The organism is Streptacidiphilus sp. P02-A3a (assembly GCF_014084105.1).
Taxonomy (GTDB): Bacteria; Actinomycetota; Actinomycetes; order Streptomycetales; family Streptomycetaceae; genus Streptacidiphilus.
The window spans coordinates 1,215,512-1,230,451 of record NZ_CP048289.1 but is presented as its reverse complement, the minus strand read 5'-3'; the positions used below and the strand labels follow the sequence as shown (position 1 = coordinate 1,230,451).

Genomic DNA, 14,940 nt, shown 5'->3' with positions numbered 1-14,940 from the left:
GGCCGCGCTCGTCGTACCTCAGAAGATGTTGTTGATGACCCAGTTCACGCCGTTGTCGGCGACGAAGCCCGCCGCCGCTCCCACGATGGCACCACCAGCGGCGCCCACCACGGTACCCCAGGGCCCGACGACGGTCCCGAGCTCGGCTCCCTCGACGCTGGTGGTGGCCACCCCCGCGAGGAAACCACCGGCAGAGGCACCTATCGCACCGGACGCCACGTTCACGCCCGTGTCGCTCGTGGCCACGGCCGCGGTCTTCAACCAGTTGTGGGTGGCGTCCCATTCGCCCCATCCGGCCGCGACGCCGCCGGCCGCGGAGGCGCCGTAGCCGAACTTGGTCAGCAGCGGGCTGACGTCATTGGCAGCGCCGCTCATCTCGCTGCTGAACGTGGCGGCCTTGGCCGCCACCCGCTCCTCCGGCGTCCCCCCACGGGCGGCGTTCTCCAGAGTGACCGCACCGGGATGCGTCCTGGTGTTCTGTCCCGCGGTCACCAGCGCCTGAGCCACCGTGCGTACCTTCGGGGCGTTCAGGAACGGGATCGTCCCGCCGAAGGCCCCGGAGCCGTAGAGCAGGGTGTTGTTGGAGATCGAGCAGAAGATACTGCTGTCGCACCCCGTCGCCCACAGACCGCTGGTCGAGAGCAACGGCCCGCGCCCGGCATGGTCGTTGGTCGTGGTCAGCCACCAGTTCCTCGGGATGTAGAACTGGCTGCCCTGGCGCTCCGCCGAGTAGGAGTTGGTGATGTCGGGGTAGCCCTCGCCCGGGAGGTAGTCGTAGTGCTGGACGGTGTGGCTGACCGGCGTGCTCTGCCGGGAGCTCTCCGCGAGCACGGCCCACTGGTGTTCGAGGGCCTGGAGGCTGCCCGCGCCCACGCCGTCCTGGAAGTACATCAGGCCGCTCGGGTCGCTGTGGGTGATCGGGTTGCCGCCCGCGTAGCTGTAGCCGTTGAGCTGTTGCAGGCTGGTGGCCTCGAAGAGCGGGTCGAGGCTGAGGAATCGGCCGGTGTCGGGGTCGTACTCACGGGCGCCGACGAGGGTCAGGCCGGTGCTGCTGTCGTTGGGGGCGTTCAGGAAGCCGCGGTTGTCCAGCCAGCTGGTGGTGGTGCCGCGCGGCGCTCCGAACGGGGTGAACTGGCGCCAGGTCGGCACCTGCGCGGTGGAGTCGAGGTAGAGGTCGCTGGTGCCGTGCTGGTCGGTGATCTCGAAGGCGTTGCTGCTGCTGTTGGTGGCCGAGTAGCCGGTCCGCACGGCCGCGCCGCCGCCGGGCAGGGTGTAGTAGCGGGTGCCGACGACGGTGCCCGCCGCGCTGCCGGTACCGGTGTTCAGCGCGAGCTGCTCGCTGGGCAGGTAGAGGGTGGTGGTACCGGGGTCCTTCTCCAGCAGCACACTGCCGTCGGCGTCGTAGACGAAGCTGCTGTTCCCGGCGGTGCCGCCGGTGATGGAGCTCAGCTGCCCGGCGTCGTTCCAGTTCAGGGTCTGGCTGCCGGTGCTGGGGGTGGTCCGGCTGGTCATGTCGCCGGCGGTGTCGTAGCCGTAGGCGGTGCTGCCGGTGCCGGCTCCGGTGGTGCTGGTGGAGGTCAGCGTGTGCGGCTGGTTGACGCTGCCCCCGGCGCCGTTGTAGCTGTCGTTCGTCGTGGTGGCGGTACCGCCGGTGGTGGAGTAGTCGGTCTCGCTCTGGCGGTTGCCCAGTGCGTCGTAGGTCCAGCTGGTCCAGTACGCGCCGCTGGCGATGCCGTCGCCGACGGTGGCGGAGTTGCCCGTGGTGGGCGTGGCCGCGCAGGAGTCGGTGGCGGTCCAGGCCTGGGTGAGGTGGTCCAGGCCGTCGTACTGGTAGCACTGGGTCTCGCTGCTGGCGCTGGATCCGGCTCGGGTCTCGGTCTGGGCGGTGATGTTCCCGTCCAGGTCGTAGCTGTAGGCCTCGTTGTCGATGTCGGTCGGGGTCGCCGTCTCACCGGTGACCAGCTGGTCGGTGAGCCGGTTGGTGTGCGGGTCGTAGGTGTTGGTGAGGTACGCCTCGCTGCCGATCGACCCGATGGTCTCCTGGGTGATGTGGCCGTAGGCGTCGTAGTCGGTGGACTGCGCGTAGGGGCTCGCCCCGGCCAGGCCGGAGGGGAGGTCCAACGCGGTGGTGTAGGTGCTGGTGACGGTCTCCTGCGGCAGGCCGCCGGCGGCCGGTGAACGCACCGCGTCCAGCAGGCCGGTGTTGGCGGTGTACGCGTCCTGGAAGGTGTACGAGCCCGCCAGCGCCCCCTCGGCGGAGGGGATGGTCACCGTCTCGCCGAGGGACTCACCGAAGACGTTGAACCCCAGCGACTGGGTGGTGTACGCGGCGCCGTTGCTGTACGCGGTGGTCGTGGTGGTCTGGCCGATCGGGTCGGTCATCCCGGCCACCGCGTTGTTGCTGTTGTCGTAGACCCACGAGTTGATCTCGTTGGCGCTGGACTGGGCGGTGCTGGCGGCGTCGTACTCGGCGGTCTTCCGGCCGAGCGCGTCGTAGGTGTAGCTGATCGTCCTGCCGCGCGAGTCGGTGGTCTGCACCAGGCTGCCCATCGGGTCGTAGACCATGGTGGACGTGCCCGCGTCCGGGTCCGACTTGGCGGTGGCCTGGCCCAGCGCGTTGTAGGTGGTGGTCCAGGTGCTGCCACCGGCGGTGACCGTGGTCTGCTGCCCCTGCCCGTCGTAGCCGTAGGTGGTGGGCACCTGCGTGCCGCCGGACACGGTCCAGATCCCGGTGAAGGTGTTGGCCGGGGTGTTCAGCGTCGGCGCGGTGCTGTAGCTGTCCAGCTCACTGGTCCGGCCCAGCGGGTCGGTGACCGTGGCCGTGACCGTGCCGCCGCTGGGCGGGATGACGGTGGTGCGGTCGCCGTTGTGGACGGTCGTGGTGGTGGAGACCACCACGTTGTCCTTCTCCGAGGAGTCGACCACCACCCGGCCCAGGCCGTCGTAGGTGTAGTAGTCCTGGTTCGGCACCTCGTCCTTGAGGTTCGCCGCCGACACCAGCGTGGTGTTCGGCCCGGTCGTCGAGTCCCACCAGCCGTTGTAGGTGGCCGACTTCCAGCCACGGGTGTCGTAGAAGGTGTCGGTGACCAGCCGCCCGCCCTGCGGGGTGGAGGTCTGGGTCTGCCTCGGCCGCAGCAACGCGTCGTAGATCACCGTCGACAGCGTGTACCCGGCCTCGTCGTTCAGCGTCTGCGTCGTCGTCGCGGTCACCCCCGTGTCCGAGACCAGATACGTGTAGACCTCGTTCGCCGGGCTCGTGGTCGCCCGCGAGTCCTCCCAGACCGAGGTGACCCGGCCCAGCGTGTCGTAGTCCGAGGTGGTCACCACGCCGTTGGCGTCGGTGCTGGTCAGTGCCAGGCCACGGGCGGTGTCCAGGGTGGTCGAGGTGGTCTGGCCGAGGGCGTTGGTCGTGGTGCTGGCGGTGACCAGACCGAGGCTGTTGAGGGTGTAGGCGGACTTGGTGTCCTTGCCGTCCGCGTCGTAGCTGTCCGTCACCCGGCCGATGCTGTCCATCACCTGCGCCTTGGTGGTCTGCCAGGTGAAGGCGCCACCGCTGTACCCGGAGGCGGTCTGGCTGATCGAGACCATGCCCAGTGAGGGCGCGGTGGTCTGCGGGAAGGTCAGCGTCGGCTGCGGCCAGGTCTTGGCGTCGGTCGGGTCGTCGTAGAACGTCCGGGTGGCGGAGACCACCTGGGCCGGGCGCGCGACCGTGCCCGGCGCGGTCAGCGTGTTCACGCTGCCCGGAACACTGCTGGTGGCGCCCTCGGTGAACCCGCCGCAGGCGACCGAGTCCTCCTCGCTGCCGGACTGCAGGCCGACCAGGTTCAGCGTGGTGTTGGCGAGCGCGTAGGTGGTGCTGGTGCACTGGTCGTAGGCCGTGTTCACCGGCACCGTGTGCGTGTAGACCTCGGTGGCGAGGCCGAAGTCGGTGTCGGTCAGGGTCGCGTCGTAGGTGGTGTCGCTCTCCTTGATCCGCCAGCTGGTCGAGCCGGTGTCGGTGATCGCCTGACGGCTCCAGGTCTCCACCGGTCCGACGACGTTGGCGGTCAGGGCGGGCAACCCGCTCTGGCTCTGCGTGGCGAGCGGGTCCGACACCCAGTACGAGGTGATCTCCGACGAGTCCACCGGCCCACCGGCACCCAGGTACGAGGTGCTTTCCAGGGTCTGCCCGGCCAGCTGGTCGGTGTCGTCGTGGGTGCCGCCCTGGGAGTCGGTGACGTTGACGGTGGTGCTGTCGTTGTCGTCCGACATGCCCTGGTAGTAGTGCGCCTCGGACTCGGTCCGCGGATCGTTGACCCCGTCACCGGTGAACGTCTTGACGTCCCCGTAGCCGCGCCACTCGCCGTAGGTACGGTACTTGGCCTCGACCACCTCGTTGTCGTCGAAGTGCCAGGCGGGGTTCGCGTACTGGTACGAGGTGGCCATCACCGGCGCGCCGCCGGTCGGGTCGGTCTCGGTGACCTCCTGCACCGCGTACTTGTTGAACCAGTCCAGGAACGGCGCGCTGTAGCCCTGCGGCGTCCAGTACACCGGGTAGCAGGAGGAGGTGTTCGCGGACGCGGTGAGAGTGACCGGACCGGTGCACGGACTGGTCAGCTCGTAGTCCACCCCGGTCACCGAACCGGACTCGTTGGTGATCGAGTTGATCCGGAACCGGTACAGCGGCGGCAACCCGTCGGTCACCGTGTCCACCCGGTTCGGCAGGTCCACCGCACCGAAGGCCACCGAGGGCATCGCGATCGGTGTGCTGGATCCCCCGCCCTGGGCGTCGGAGCCGGTGTGGGTGATCGACTGGAGCCACAGGGTGGCGTTGCCGTCCCCGGTCACCGGCATCGTCTGGTCCAGCGCCCAGGAGTCCACCGGCAGGTACTTCGCCTGCGCCACCGAGTACTGCTCGGTCGCGATCGAGGTCAACCGCACCGTGGAGAAGTACGAGGGGGCATGTGCGGAACAGGTCGTGGTGGAGGAGCAGACCAGGTCGAACGGCACGTCCGGCCAGTTGGCCTTGGTGGTCGAGTTCAACGGGTCGCAACTGGAGGTGCCCAGCACGCAGCGGTCACCGGTGGCGAAGGTGACCTTGTCCGGAACGGTGCCGTAGGCGTTGCCGTCGGCGAAGCCGTAGTCGACGTGGTCCAGGTACGAGTCCCGGATGTAGCTGACCGGCGTGGTGGTGTTGTCCTTGCCGTACGAGTTCGTCGACTGGTCGTAGTAGTACGCCATCGCGTCCCCGTGCACGTCCTTGACGTAGTCCAGGTTCCACCGGTACGCCATCACACAGCCCGAGGCGGAGAAACCCGAACTGCTGTAGCAGGGGTCGCCCGAGTGCGCCGAGTACACCTGCGTGTAGTCCACCGAGTTCGTGGTCGCCTTGCCCGACGCCCACCCCGGCAGCTCGTTGCGGCCGAACTCGAACTCCTCACCGTTGCGCTCGGTGACGGTCCAGTAGTCGGTGTTGTAGGTCTTGGAGCCGTTGTTGGAGCCGGTGACGTGGGTGACCACGTCACCGTCGCCGTCCTCCGGGACGAACGTGTCCTTGGTCGCGTTGTAGACCAGGGCCGTCGAGCTGCCGTTCAGCGACAGCGTCAGGTTCCAGCCGTCCCAGCACTCGTCGGAGGTCTTCGACGGCGAGGCCGTGCCCTCGGGGTTGTCCGCGCAGGACGTGTAGGACTGCTCGATGAAGGACTGCGGCAGTGACCAGCCGTCACCGACCCAGGAGGACTGGGCCTGGGTCGCCGAGGTCTGCCCGTCCACCGACCCCGAGTCGTAACTCAGCGCGAGGTTCGGCACGACCGCCGACGGAGCCTGCGGGGCGGCGATCGGGTAGCTGTAGGTGAACGAACCCGTGGAGCCGCCCTCGGCCCACGAACCCGAGGCCTTCAGCGTCGTCGCCGAGTAGTTGCCGGACGGCCCACCGCCGTCACCGGCGGAACCGCCGCTGACTGCGGCGAGGACCATCGGCTGCGCCGCGGCTCCGCCGAGCGCCACCTGCGCGCTGACCGTCTCGACCGAGGCGTTGTTGCTCGACTGGAGCGGCGTCTGCCGCTGGCAGGAAGCTATCTGAGGTGTCGTCAGCACACAGGCGGGCAGCTGGACCAGGCTCAACCGGGAGCCGTAGCCGCCGCCGTACAGCTGGGCGAAGGACGAGTAGTCCAGGCTGACCTTGGCCGTACCCCGGCCCGAGCCCTGCGGGGCGAGACTGAAGACCACCCCGTTCACCCCGGCCTTCGCGGCCGCGGCCTGGCCCAGCATCGTCACCCTGGCCGACGCGGGCCCGGCGTACCGCCCGCCCTTCGGGGCCACGGCCCGGACCGACACCGGACCGGAGTTCGCCGTACCCGCGGCAGCGCGACCGCTCGCGGCGGCCTCTCCCGCACCCGCTCCGGCACCGGTACCCGCTGCCGCTGCCGCGCCCGCGCCGGTCAGGTTCGCCACCGCCGAATACGCCGTCGGCAGCTTCCTGGCCGTCGGCCGGTACTCGGTGGCCGCCTGACTGTGCGGCGTCGCGAAGTGCGCGGCGACCGAGGTAACTCCCTTGACCGCCTGACTGGTTGCCGGCTTCGGTGTACTGGCACGAACTGGCGCCGCCGCCTGGACATTCGGCGCGACACCCATCGAGACGACCACGGCCGCCACTGTCAGTACCGCTGTCCCAGCCGAGCGCAGCGCGAACCACGCCCGGCCTCCCCCACCCCGCATCATCAGCGAACCCCTCGTCAACAAGCTTGTGAGCATGCAGAAGAGCGGACACGAGAGATCAACTCGGAACCGCCGAAGCGACAATCCCAGGAATGGATCAGCAAGTCAGCACGTCAATGTTAAGAAGAGGAGCGCAGGTTCGGATATAGAGCGCATTAGCCGGATGAACTGAACTGTGAGAGAAGTCACTTGGAAAACCACGTTACATACGTGTGCCGCTTCGGCTCAGCGGGCAGCGCCTCGCTCACTGGTTTGCGTGGCCCGGTCGTGTTCGTCACCCGGCTGCTGGCGGTTCATCAGATAGTGCGAACCAGCATCTGACAGCTGGTTGGGCCAGATGGGCATGGCTACGCTCGGTCACGTCGTCCGATGGAGGCGGCACCCGTCGCGTGCCGCATCCGCCCCGGCCGTCCCGGCCGCTCCGGCCGCTCCGGCCGTCGTCCGGCGCTGCGGATCACGCTCCGGCGATTCCCATGGGAGTGGTCATGAGTTCTGTAGGTCGTAAGTCGGTCGCGGTGATGGCCGCGGCGCTGGCGTCGCTGGGTGTGGGGAGCGGGGTCACCGCGTCCGCGAGCACCCCGTCGACCGCGTCGTGCAGCGGAGCGCAGTGCCCAGCCCTGGAGCCGACCAGGCTCACCGCCAGCCAGGCCACCCTGAACGTCACCCAGTTGCAGTTGGAGAACATCAGCGCGATGGCGTCCAACGCGGTGACCGGGCAGCCCATCCCCGGCATGAAGATCGTCTTCGCCACCATGGGCGGCCGGACGCTGGGGATCGCCTACACCGACGACTCCGGCATCGCCGCGATCTCCGCCCCGGAGGACTTCGGCCCCGGCACGCTTCAGGAACTGCTCGGCGGCTACGAGGCGGCGCTGGTCGGCGACGGCGTGCACGCCCCGGCCGGGGCCCACGGAGCCATCACCATCGGCACCGACCAGGGCCCCGGCGTCCCGGGCAACCCCTGCTCGGTCTGCAGCGACCGCGGCCTCAAGCTGGACCTGGTCCCGGTGGACTGGAGCCGGTAGCCATGCGGATCTTCCACCGGCGGTCCCGACCGGCCGCCCCCACGGCCCCGACCGCGACCCCGACCGCGACCCCGGATCTGGCAGCGGCCACGGCCCCGGCCCCGGTCGGAGCGGGCGGCCCGGTCAACGGCTACGCGCTGCTGGAGACCGTGGCCGCGCTGCCGGTCAGCAGCTGGCGCTACCTCTGGGAGCCCGAGAACGTGCGCCACCTCGGCCCGATGGCCCAGGACTGGCAGGCCGCCTTCGGCTTCAACCAGGACCCCACCAGCATCCCCGTCGTCGACGGGCTCGGCGTCACCCTGGTCTGCGTCCAGGCCCTGCACCGCCGCGTGGAAGAACTCAGCGCCGAAGTGGCCCGCCTGCGCGAGGCCGCGACCGTTCGCTCCGAGCCGGAGGGCAGCAGCCGATGACCACCCGTCAGGACAGCGCTCCGGAGCAGCGGTCGCCGCTGAGCGAGGACGCGATCTGGCGACTGCCGGTGACCGTCTGCCGGATCACCCAGTTCCTGGGCGCGCGGACCAGCGGCACCCTGCTGGAGCGCGCCGTCGCCGCCACCGGCGACACCCTGCGGCCCTCCACGGTCGACAACCAGGAGGTGATCCCCGAGATCCGCCGCTCCCGGTCCGCCGCGCACTTCGCCGCGCCCGAACTGCTGGCGGCCGTCCACGAGGTGCTGCCGGCGGTCGAGCACACGCTGGGCGTCGACTGTCGGCACACCGAACCCGAGTACAGCCTCAACGTGCACAACGACGGCGACTTCTACCGCTCGCACCAGGACACCACCCCCGCGCACGCCCCGCGCCGCCTGCTCACCTTCGTCTACTACCTGCACCGCACCCCGCGCCCCTTCACCGGCGGCGAACTCCGCGTCTTCGACGCCGCCCTGCCGCTGCACACCGGGACCACCGGCGACTGGCGGCAACGCACCTGGCGCGACTGGGAACCCGAACACGACAGCATCGTCTTCTTCCTCCCCACCGCCTGGCACGAGGTCCGCCCGGTCGTCTGCCCGACCGGCCGTCACCGCGACAGCCGCTTCGCCCTCAACGGCTGGCTCTGCAGCCCGGAACCGGCCCCCCGCCAGAACCCGTGAACGAGCAGGGCCCCGGCGGTCCGCCCGCCGTTACAGGACCGTCGAGAACCCTCGCAACCACAGTCGAACACCCGGCCGTCTTGTGATCCGCCAGAGGGCATCCGACGAATCGAAAACAGGGGGCATCATGAACATGCGCTGGGGAAGCACCAGGAAGGTCGCGGCGGGGGCAGCGGCGGTCGCGGTCGCGGTCGGGCTGAGCCTGGGACTGTCCGGGTCCGCGGGCGCAGCGACCGTCAAGCCCGCCACCGCCGCCGCCCAGCAGTACGTCGTACCCGACTGCTCGGGCAAGGCGCAGGTCGACCCGGGGACGATCGTGCTGGCCTGCGCGGACTACGGCCTCGGGCTCCAGGCCCTGCACTGGACCAGCTGGACCCCGCAGCTGGCCAGCGCCTACGGCACCGAGTGGGAGAAGGACTGCCAGCCCAGCTGCGCCGCCGGCCACATCAAGGACTATCCCGTCGTGATCGAACTGCTCGGCAGCGCCCCGGTCAAGGGCCACCCCAACGAGCACCGCTACACCGAGGCCACCATCACCTACACAGCGGCCCGCCCGCCGGTGTACGTGAAGAGCGGCAGCAAGGTCGTCGCCACCTACCCCATCTCCTGGACCGTCCCGCTCGCCCCCTGACCCACCCTGTCGGCCACCGGCCCCGGCCCGCCCACCAGGCCCCCGGGGCCCCGCCCCTCCGCCCCACCCTCACCCGAGAAGCAGCGCGAGTTGCCGGCGCAGTGGGCCTTCCAGTTCCAGGTTGTTGCCGCGCCGCATCCCTTGGAGGAACTCGCTGGCCACGACCAGTTGCGAGAAGCGGCCTGCGGGCGAGGTCAGCGCGGGCTCGAACGCCTGGTGAACGCGGGCGGCCAGCTCGGGTGCGGTGAGGCTGGAGATGTAGAGGGTGGCCTCGTCGTATCCGGCGGGGGCCAGGCCCCAGCGCTCCCAGTCGAGGATGATCAGATCCGGGCCGGTCAGGTTGGACCACTGGATGTCGGCGTGCGCCGTGGCCCAGGCCGGAACTCGGGTGTCGAGTGCCGTTCCGAGGAATTCGGGCATGGCCCAGTCGAGCCGCTCCTGGCGAATGGCGACTCGGTCGGTGCCGGTGGCGGCGATGGCCGCCAGAGACGTCCGGAGCGAGGTCCACCAGGAGTGCGGGAGCCGCAGCCCGGTCGGTGGCAGGGGGCCGTCACTCAGTGACGTGCCCTGGATGCGTTCGTACAGCTCCGCCCGATAGGCGTGGTCCGCGTCCGCCCATTCGTGGGCGGTACGGAGCCGAGGGCGCGGAACGGCGTCGGGGACGGCCTTCCCTGCCTCCTCCGAACCGTCCCACGACCCGCCTCGGAATCTGCCTGCCGGTGCCGCCAACAGCCGGAGCCACTGGCCACCGGAGGCGGGGCCGCTGAGGCTCCGGCCTTCCCACCCCCAGATTCCCTCGGTGCCGTCCAAGGTGACGTCGAGCGCATCGGCGGCCCGCCGCAATGCGTATCGCATCCTTCGGGCGGTGCTGTCCTCAGGTGGAGAAGGCATCAGTGATCCTCCGGAGTGCCGCGTGATCGAGAGGCTGCCGCTGGATCGCCCGCACGGCCTCCGACCAGTGTTCGCCCGCGCTCGCGGAGAGCAAAATCCGTGTCACCCCGGGGGGAACACCCTGCGGCTCGGCGCGAAGGCCGAGACGGCTGCCGCCCGGGAGACCCTCGGCGAGACCGGGGTCCGCTGTGCGGTGCGCCAGCCACTTGGTCGGCGATTGCACCCGGTGACGGGGGTGATGTGCGAGTACTTCCTCTGCGAGTACTTGGCCGGCGAGGCGACCAACAGCGACGTTCTGGCGGCTCTGGAGGAAGTGCAGACATGACTGAGCAGACTGCCCACTGCGAGGTGCTGTCCGGTACAGCCGCAGTCGTGGACACGGAGGAACTGGACGCACTCGCCTGGATCACCCGCGCCGAGATCCCCGAATACGTGCCCTACGGCCTGTTCGACGCGGTGCAGGCACACCTCGACGAGGTACTGCCGTAACCCGAGAAGCGTCCCGGCCGGACCTCGGGTGCGGAGCTGTCGCCGCAGGTCAGAGCAGGGTTTTCCAGTAGGACCAGAAGCGGATCAGGATCATGCCGCCGACCACCAGGTACCACAGCAGGGGGCCGAACCAGTGGAGGGTGAGGACGGCGTCGAGGGCGTCGCGCCAGCGGGTGGGGGTGGGGATCACGCGGTGCTTGAGGTTGTGCAGGGTGGTGTACCAGAACAGCGGGAAGATGATCACCCAGACGACCATGCAGTACGGGCAGAGCGCGCCGATGCTGTAGAGCGACTGGCCGATCAGCCAGCAGATCAGGCCCAGGCCGAAGGTCACGCCGAGTTGCAGGCCGGCCCAGTACCAGCGGGCGTAGCGGGCGCCCGCCAGCAGGCCCGTGCCGACGGCCAGGACGACCGCGAAGCCGGCGATGCCCATCAGCGGGTTGGGGAAGCCGAAGACCGCCGCCTGGGGCTTGGTCATCACGTTGCCGCAGCTGATGATCGGGTTGATGCTGCAACTGGGCACGTAGCCGGGCTGGGTCAGCAGCTTGAAGCGCTCGTACGTGAGGGTGAACGAGGCGACGAAGCCCAGGGCTCCGGTGATGATCAGGAACCAGGTCATCGCCCGGCCCGCGGCCACCCGTTCCAGCGCCCAGTGATCCTGGTCGGCATCAGCATCCATGCTGTCCAGGATCACCCACGACGGCGTAGTGCGCAGATAAGGGACAGTCCGGGTCAGTCGTTGGGGACCGTCTCGTACCTGGGGGTCAGCTCCGCCATCTGCCGCAGCGCGTCCTTGCGGTCCCGCTTGGACAGCCGGTCGATGTACAGGTAGCCGTTCAGGTGGTCGGTCTCGTGCTGGAGGCAGCGGGCGAAGAAGCCGGTGCCCTCGACCACGATGTCCGCGCCCTGGCGGTCCTGGCCGCGCACCACCGCGTAGTCCGGGCGGGCGAGGTCCGCGTACGCGCCCGGGACGGACAGGCAGCCCTCGGGCGACTCGTCCAGTACCCGCTCCGCCGGGTCGAGCTCGTCCAGCACCGGGTTGACCACGGCGCCGATGTGGCGGACGCCGTCGTCGTCCGGGCAGTCGTAGACGAAGACCCGCTGCGCCACTCCGATCTGGTTCGCGGCCAGGCCCACGCCCTCGGCCGCGTACATGGACACGAAGAGGTCGTCGACCAGCGCGGACAGCTCCGGGCCGAAGTCGGTCACGGTCGCGCAGGGGTGGTGCAGTACCGGGTTGCCGACCACCGTGATCGGGCGGGACGTCCCCTTGGAGCGGTCCGGCTCCTCACCCACCACGCGTACCGGGGCCTGCTCCCCGCCCTGCTCGTCGATCTTTTCCTCGACCTGCTGTTCCGACATGCCGCCGCCACTCGCCTTCGTTCCGTACCCGGGTAAGCCACCAGGGTACGGGGAACAGCGAGGTCAGCAGACTTCTTCCAGGTCACGGTAGGAACGCCGGGCCGGATTTCCGAGCACCCAGCGGTCCAGCAGCCCGCGCACCAGGTCCGCCGGGGCGGCCATGCCGCACTCGCGTTCGGGGATCCACAGCGCGCCCGCGCTGCGGTGGCTCAGGTGGCCGAGCTGGCCGTCGTCGTGCGGGTCGTGGTGCTCGCTGTGGCCGTCGTCGGCGGGCATCCGGCTCTCCGAGCAGTCCCGGCACAGCAGCCGCACCGAGGAGGTCCAGTCCTCGGCCGCGTACCCGGCCTCGGAGACCAGCCGCTCCAGGGCGTCCCGGTCGCCCTCGGTGTCGGCCTGGAGCAGCACCACCCAGGTCGGTACCGGCGAGGGCGCCCACAGCTCGATCTCGTCGAAGACCGGGTAGGGCACGCCGTCCGCGACCCGCTCGCCGTGCGGGGTGCCGTCGTGCAGCACCACCTCGCCCCAGCGGCGGCCGGAGGACGGCAGCGGGATGGACAGCACCTCTACCCGGGCCGGGTCGAGCCGACGGCCCCAGACCACCTCGGACTCGCCCTCCGGCGAGAGCCGGACCGGGGTGGTGCCGAAGTCCAGGCTGACCGGGCCCTCGCCCTGCGGCAGCCGCAGGCCGTACGCCTGCCAGGAACGCCGGGCGAGGGCCCAGTCCTGGAGGGCGGTGGCGGCGATGCCGAGGTTCCACCAGTCGGGGGCGCCGGGGTTGCGATCGAGCAGGGCCACCGCGCGCAGACCCGCCGCGCGCGCCTGCTCCCAGTCCCGGCGGAACTTGTGCAGCAGCGCGAGGTTGAACCAGGAGTCGGACAGCCAGGGCTCCAGATCCGCGGCGCGGACCAGCAGCGCCCCGGCGTCCTCCAGGCGCCCGCTCCCGATGAGCGTGAAGGCCCGGTCGGTCGTCTGCCGCCAGCTGGCGGACGGCCGTTGCCGTGCCCGATTGAAGATCTTCACCTCGGCCTGCCACTCGTCCGATTCCACCCGGTGGTCCGGGCTTGCCCGCAGTGGTGCTGTGCGGTGTACGTCTCCGGAAGCACGCTACGTCGCCGCGCGCCGTGACGCCACGCACAGCAGCGTCGCCTGCCGTCCGCTCCGCCGCCGCCCGCCCCGCCTGCGCCGCTTCACGGTTCACCGACTCCATGCCCGCTCGACGGCCAACCACACACGTAGGGCCCGCCCCCTTCTCCTGCATCCAACCATGACCAGGCCCCGGGGCTCGACGCCTCGGGGCCATGGTTTCCTTCGCCGCCGCCCCCGGGGCCGCTGCGGGCCCGGGGCGGGGTGGCTGGGTCTTGGCTGGTTCTCGCCGCTCGGTCCGGCGCCGTGCTCAGTCGCGGGCGGCGGCCTCGGCGGCGACCTGGGCACCGGCGGTACCGGTGGACCCGGCGTCGTGGACCGGCTCGCCGCCGCTGACCAGCTCGCCCTCCACCGGCAGTCCGGCCCTGATGTGCTCGATCCGGGCAAGCACCTTGCCGCGCAGGTCCGACGGCGCGGTGTCGCAGCCGCAGGACCGCTTCACCAGCGCCTTGATGGCCTGTTCCAGACCGTACTTCTCCAGGCAGGGCGAGCACTCGTCGAAGTGCTCGCGCAGCTTGGCGCAGTCACCCTCGCCCATCTCGTTGTCGAGGTACTCGTACAGGTGGTCGAGTACCTCGCTGCACTCGGTGTCGTGGTGGTTGCCGCAGCTCATGAGCCCGACCCTTTCGACTGGTCGTGCGGGACACCCGTCCCGGCACCGCTGCCCGCCGGGACCAGTCCGCGCTCACGCGCGTAGTCCTCCAGCAGCTCCCGCAGTTGGCGACGACCGCGGTGCAGGCGGGACATCACCGTACCGATGGGTGTCCCCATGATGTCGGCAATCTCCTTGTACGCGAAGCCCTCGACGTCGGCAAGGTAGACCGCGATCCGGAACTCCTCCGGGATGGACTGGAGCGCGTCCTTCACGTCGCTGTCCGGGAGGTGGTCCAGGGCCACCGCCTCGGCCGAGCGCAGGCCCGTCGACATGTGCGACTCGGCCCGTGCCAGCTGCCAGTCCTCGATCTCCTCGGCACCGGTGCGCTGGGGCTCGCGCTGCTTCTTCCGGTACGAGTTGATGAAGGTGTTGGTGAGGATGCGGTACAGCCAGGCCTTGAGGTTGGTGCCCTCGCGGAACTGGTGGAAGGAGGCGAACGCCTTGGCGAAGGTCTCCTGTAGCAGGTCCTCGGCGTCGGCCGGGTTGCGCGTCATCCGCAGCGCGGCGGAGTACATCTGGTCCAGGTAGCCCAGGGCGTCGCGTTCGAACCGCGCCGACCGCTCCGCCTCGGACTCCTCCACGGCGGCCCGGAAGGTGTCGCCGTCTGCGTCGTCGAACGGCACAGCCCCAACCGGCGCGGCGGCCGGACCGGCCTGCCGCGCGGCTCCCGCTGTCCCGAACTCGTCCTCGGTCCCGGCGACGGGACTCACCTCCTGAGCGAAGAACGCACGGTCCACGGTGGTGGACCGGCTCGCATGGGAGACTATCGGGCTCGCGGCGGAACCGCCTCTGACTACCGGCCACTCGGACCAGGCCAGGAGAGCTCCCGCGTCGCCCTCCGGGCGTGCGGGGCATGCCGCTGCAACCATGAGCACTGCCTTTCACTGACGCTGCGATGCCGACACTGGAGTGAACCAGGCGACTGGGCCGGGCATTCCCAAGCCGGACATTCAGC

The 14,940-nt window shown here is 70.2% G+C and carries 13 protein-coding genes and 1 pseudogene; 7 read left to right on the top strand and 7 right to left on the bottom strand.

Features of this window, described 5'->3' with window-relative positions; translation table 11 throughout:
• Positions 1 to 18: 18 nt before the first annotated feature.
• Positions 19 to 6,207, bottom strand: a complete 6,189-nt coding sequence (locus GXP74_RS05695) for an RHS repeat domain-containing protein (RefSeq protein WP_182450321.1) — start codon at positions 6,205 to 6,207, stop codon at positions 19 to 21.
• Between GXP74_RS05695 and GXP74_RS05690 the strand changes: the two genes are divergently transcribed.
• The 5 genes from GXP74_RS05690 to GXP74_RS05670 all read left to right on the top strand — a co-directional run bounded on the left by GXP74_RS05690 (position 6,161) and on the right by GXP74_RS05670 (position 9,445).
• On the top strand, positions 6,161 to 6,490 hold the full coding sequence (locus GXP74_RS05690; RefSeq protein ID WP_182450320.1) for a hypothetical protein: 330 nt from the start codon (positions 6,161 to 6,163) through the stop codon (positions 6,488 to 6,490). The genes GXP74_RS05695 and GXP74_RS05690 overlap by 47 nt on opposite strands.
• A 691-nt stretch (positions 6,491 to 7,181) precedes the next feature.
• A complete protein-coding gene (locus tag GXP74_RS05685; RefSeq protein ID WP_182450319.1) occupies positions 7,182 to 7,721 on the top strand; it encodes a hypothetical protein in 540 nt (179 codons plus the stop codon).
• A 2-nt stretch (positions 7,722 to 7,723) separates the two neighbouring features.
• On the top strand, positions 7,724 to 8,131 hold the full coding sequence (locus GXP74_RS05680; protein WP_182450318.1) for a tail fiber domain-containing protein: 408 nt from the start codon (positions 7,724 to 7,726) through the stop codon (positions 8,129 to 8,131).
• Positions 8,128 to 8,814 (top strand): 2OG-Fe(II) oxygenase, encoded by a 687-nt coding sequence (locus tag GXP74_RS05675; RefSeq protein ID WP_182450317.1) that lies wholly within the window; start codon positions 8,128 to 8,130, stop codon positions 8,812 to 8,814. The genes GXP74_RS05680 and GXP74_RS05675 overlap by 4 nt, the downstream gene beginning before the upstream one ends.
• Before the next feature lie 127 nt (positions 8,815 to 8,941).
• Positions 8,942 to 9,445, top strand: coding sequence for a hypothetical protein (locus GXP74_RS05670; protein ID WP_182450316.1), 504 nt, complete (start codon positions 8,942 to 8,944; stop codon positions 9,443 to 9,445).
• A gap of 69 nt (positions 9,446 to 9,514) precedes the next feature.
• Here GXP74_RS05670 and GXP74_RS05665 read toward each other — a convergent pair whose 3' ends face one another.
• Entirely contained in the window at positions 9,515 to 10,300 is a 786-nt protein-coding gene (locus GXP74_RS05665; RefSeq protein ID WP_182450315.1) for a hypothetical protein, read from the bottom strand.
• Positions 10,301 to 10,466: 166 nt separating this feature from the next.
• Here GXP74_RS05665 and GXP74_RS05660 point away from each other — a divergent pair.
• Positions 10,467 to 10,628, top strand: a pseudogene (locus tag GXP74_RS05660) (NUDIX hydrolase); the annotation flags it as partial.
• 29 nt (positions 10,629 to 10,657) lie between these two features.
• Entirely contained in the window at positions 10,658 to 10,825 is a 168-nt protein-coding gene (locus GXP74_RS05655; protein ID WP_225447734.1) for a hypothetical protein, read from the top strand.
• Positions 10,826 to 10,874: 49 nt separating this feature from the next.
• Here the strand turns inward: GXP74_RS05655 and GXP74_RS05650 are convergent, their stop codons facing one another.
• The 5 genes from GXP74_RS05650 to GXP74_RS05630 all read right to left on the bottom strand — a co-directional run bounded on the left by GXP74_RS05650 (position 10,875) and on the right by GXP74_RS05630 (position 14,854).
• Entirely contained in the window at positions 10,875 to 11,504 is a 630-nt protein-coding gene (locus tag GXP74_RS05650; protein ID WP_182450314.1) for a vitamin K epoxide reductase family protein, read from the bottom strand.
• A gap of 53 nt (positions 11,505 to 11,557) precedes the next feature.
• Positions 11,558 to 12,187, bottom strand: a complete 630-nt coding sequence (gene def / locus GXP74_RS05645; protein ID WP_182450313.1) for a peptide deformylase — start codon at positions 12,185 to 12,187, stop codon at positions 11,558 to 11,560.
• 63 nt (positions 12,188 to 12,250) lie between these two features.
• Positions 12,251 to 13,207 (bottom strand): tetratricopeptide repeat protein, encoded by a 957-nt coding sequence (locus GXP74_RS05640; RefSeq protein WP_182456162.1) that lies wholly within the window; start codon positions 13,205 to 13,207, stop codon positions 12,251 to 12,253.
• Between the two features lie 373 nt (positions 13,208 to 13,580).
• The gene (gene rsrA, locus GXP74_RS05635) at positions 13,581 to 13,943 is read right to left on the bottom strand and encodes a mycothiol system anti-sigma-R factor (RefSeq protein WP_182450312.1); all 363 of its coding nucleotides are present in this window, start codon (positions 13,941 to 13,943) and stop codon (positions 13,581 to 13,583) included.
• Positions 13,940 to 14,854: a sigma-70 family RNA polymerase sigma factor gene (locus tag GXP74_RS05630; protein ID WP_370468377.1), complete on the bottom strand. Its 915-nt coding sequence runs from the start codon at positions 14,852 to 14,854 to the stop codon at positions 13,940 to 13,942. Before GXP74_RS05630 ends, rsrA begins: the two co-directional genes overlap by 4 nt.
• Between the last annotated feature and the right edge of the window lie 86 nt (positions 14,855 to 14,940).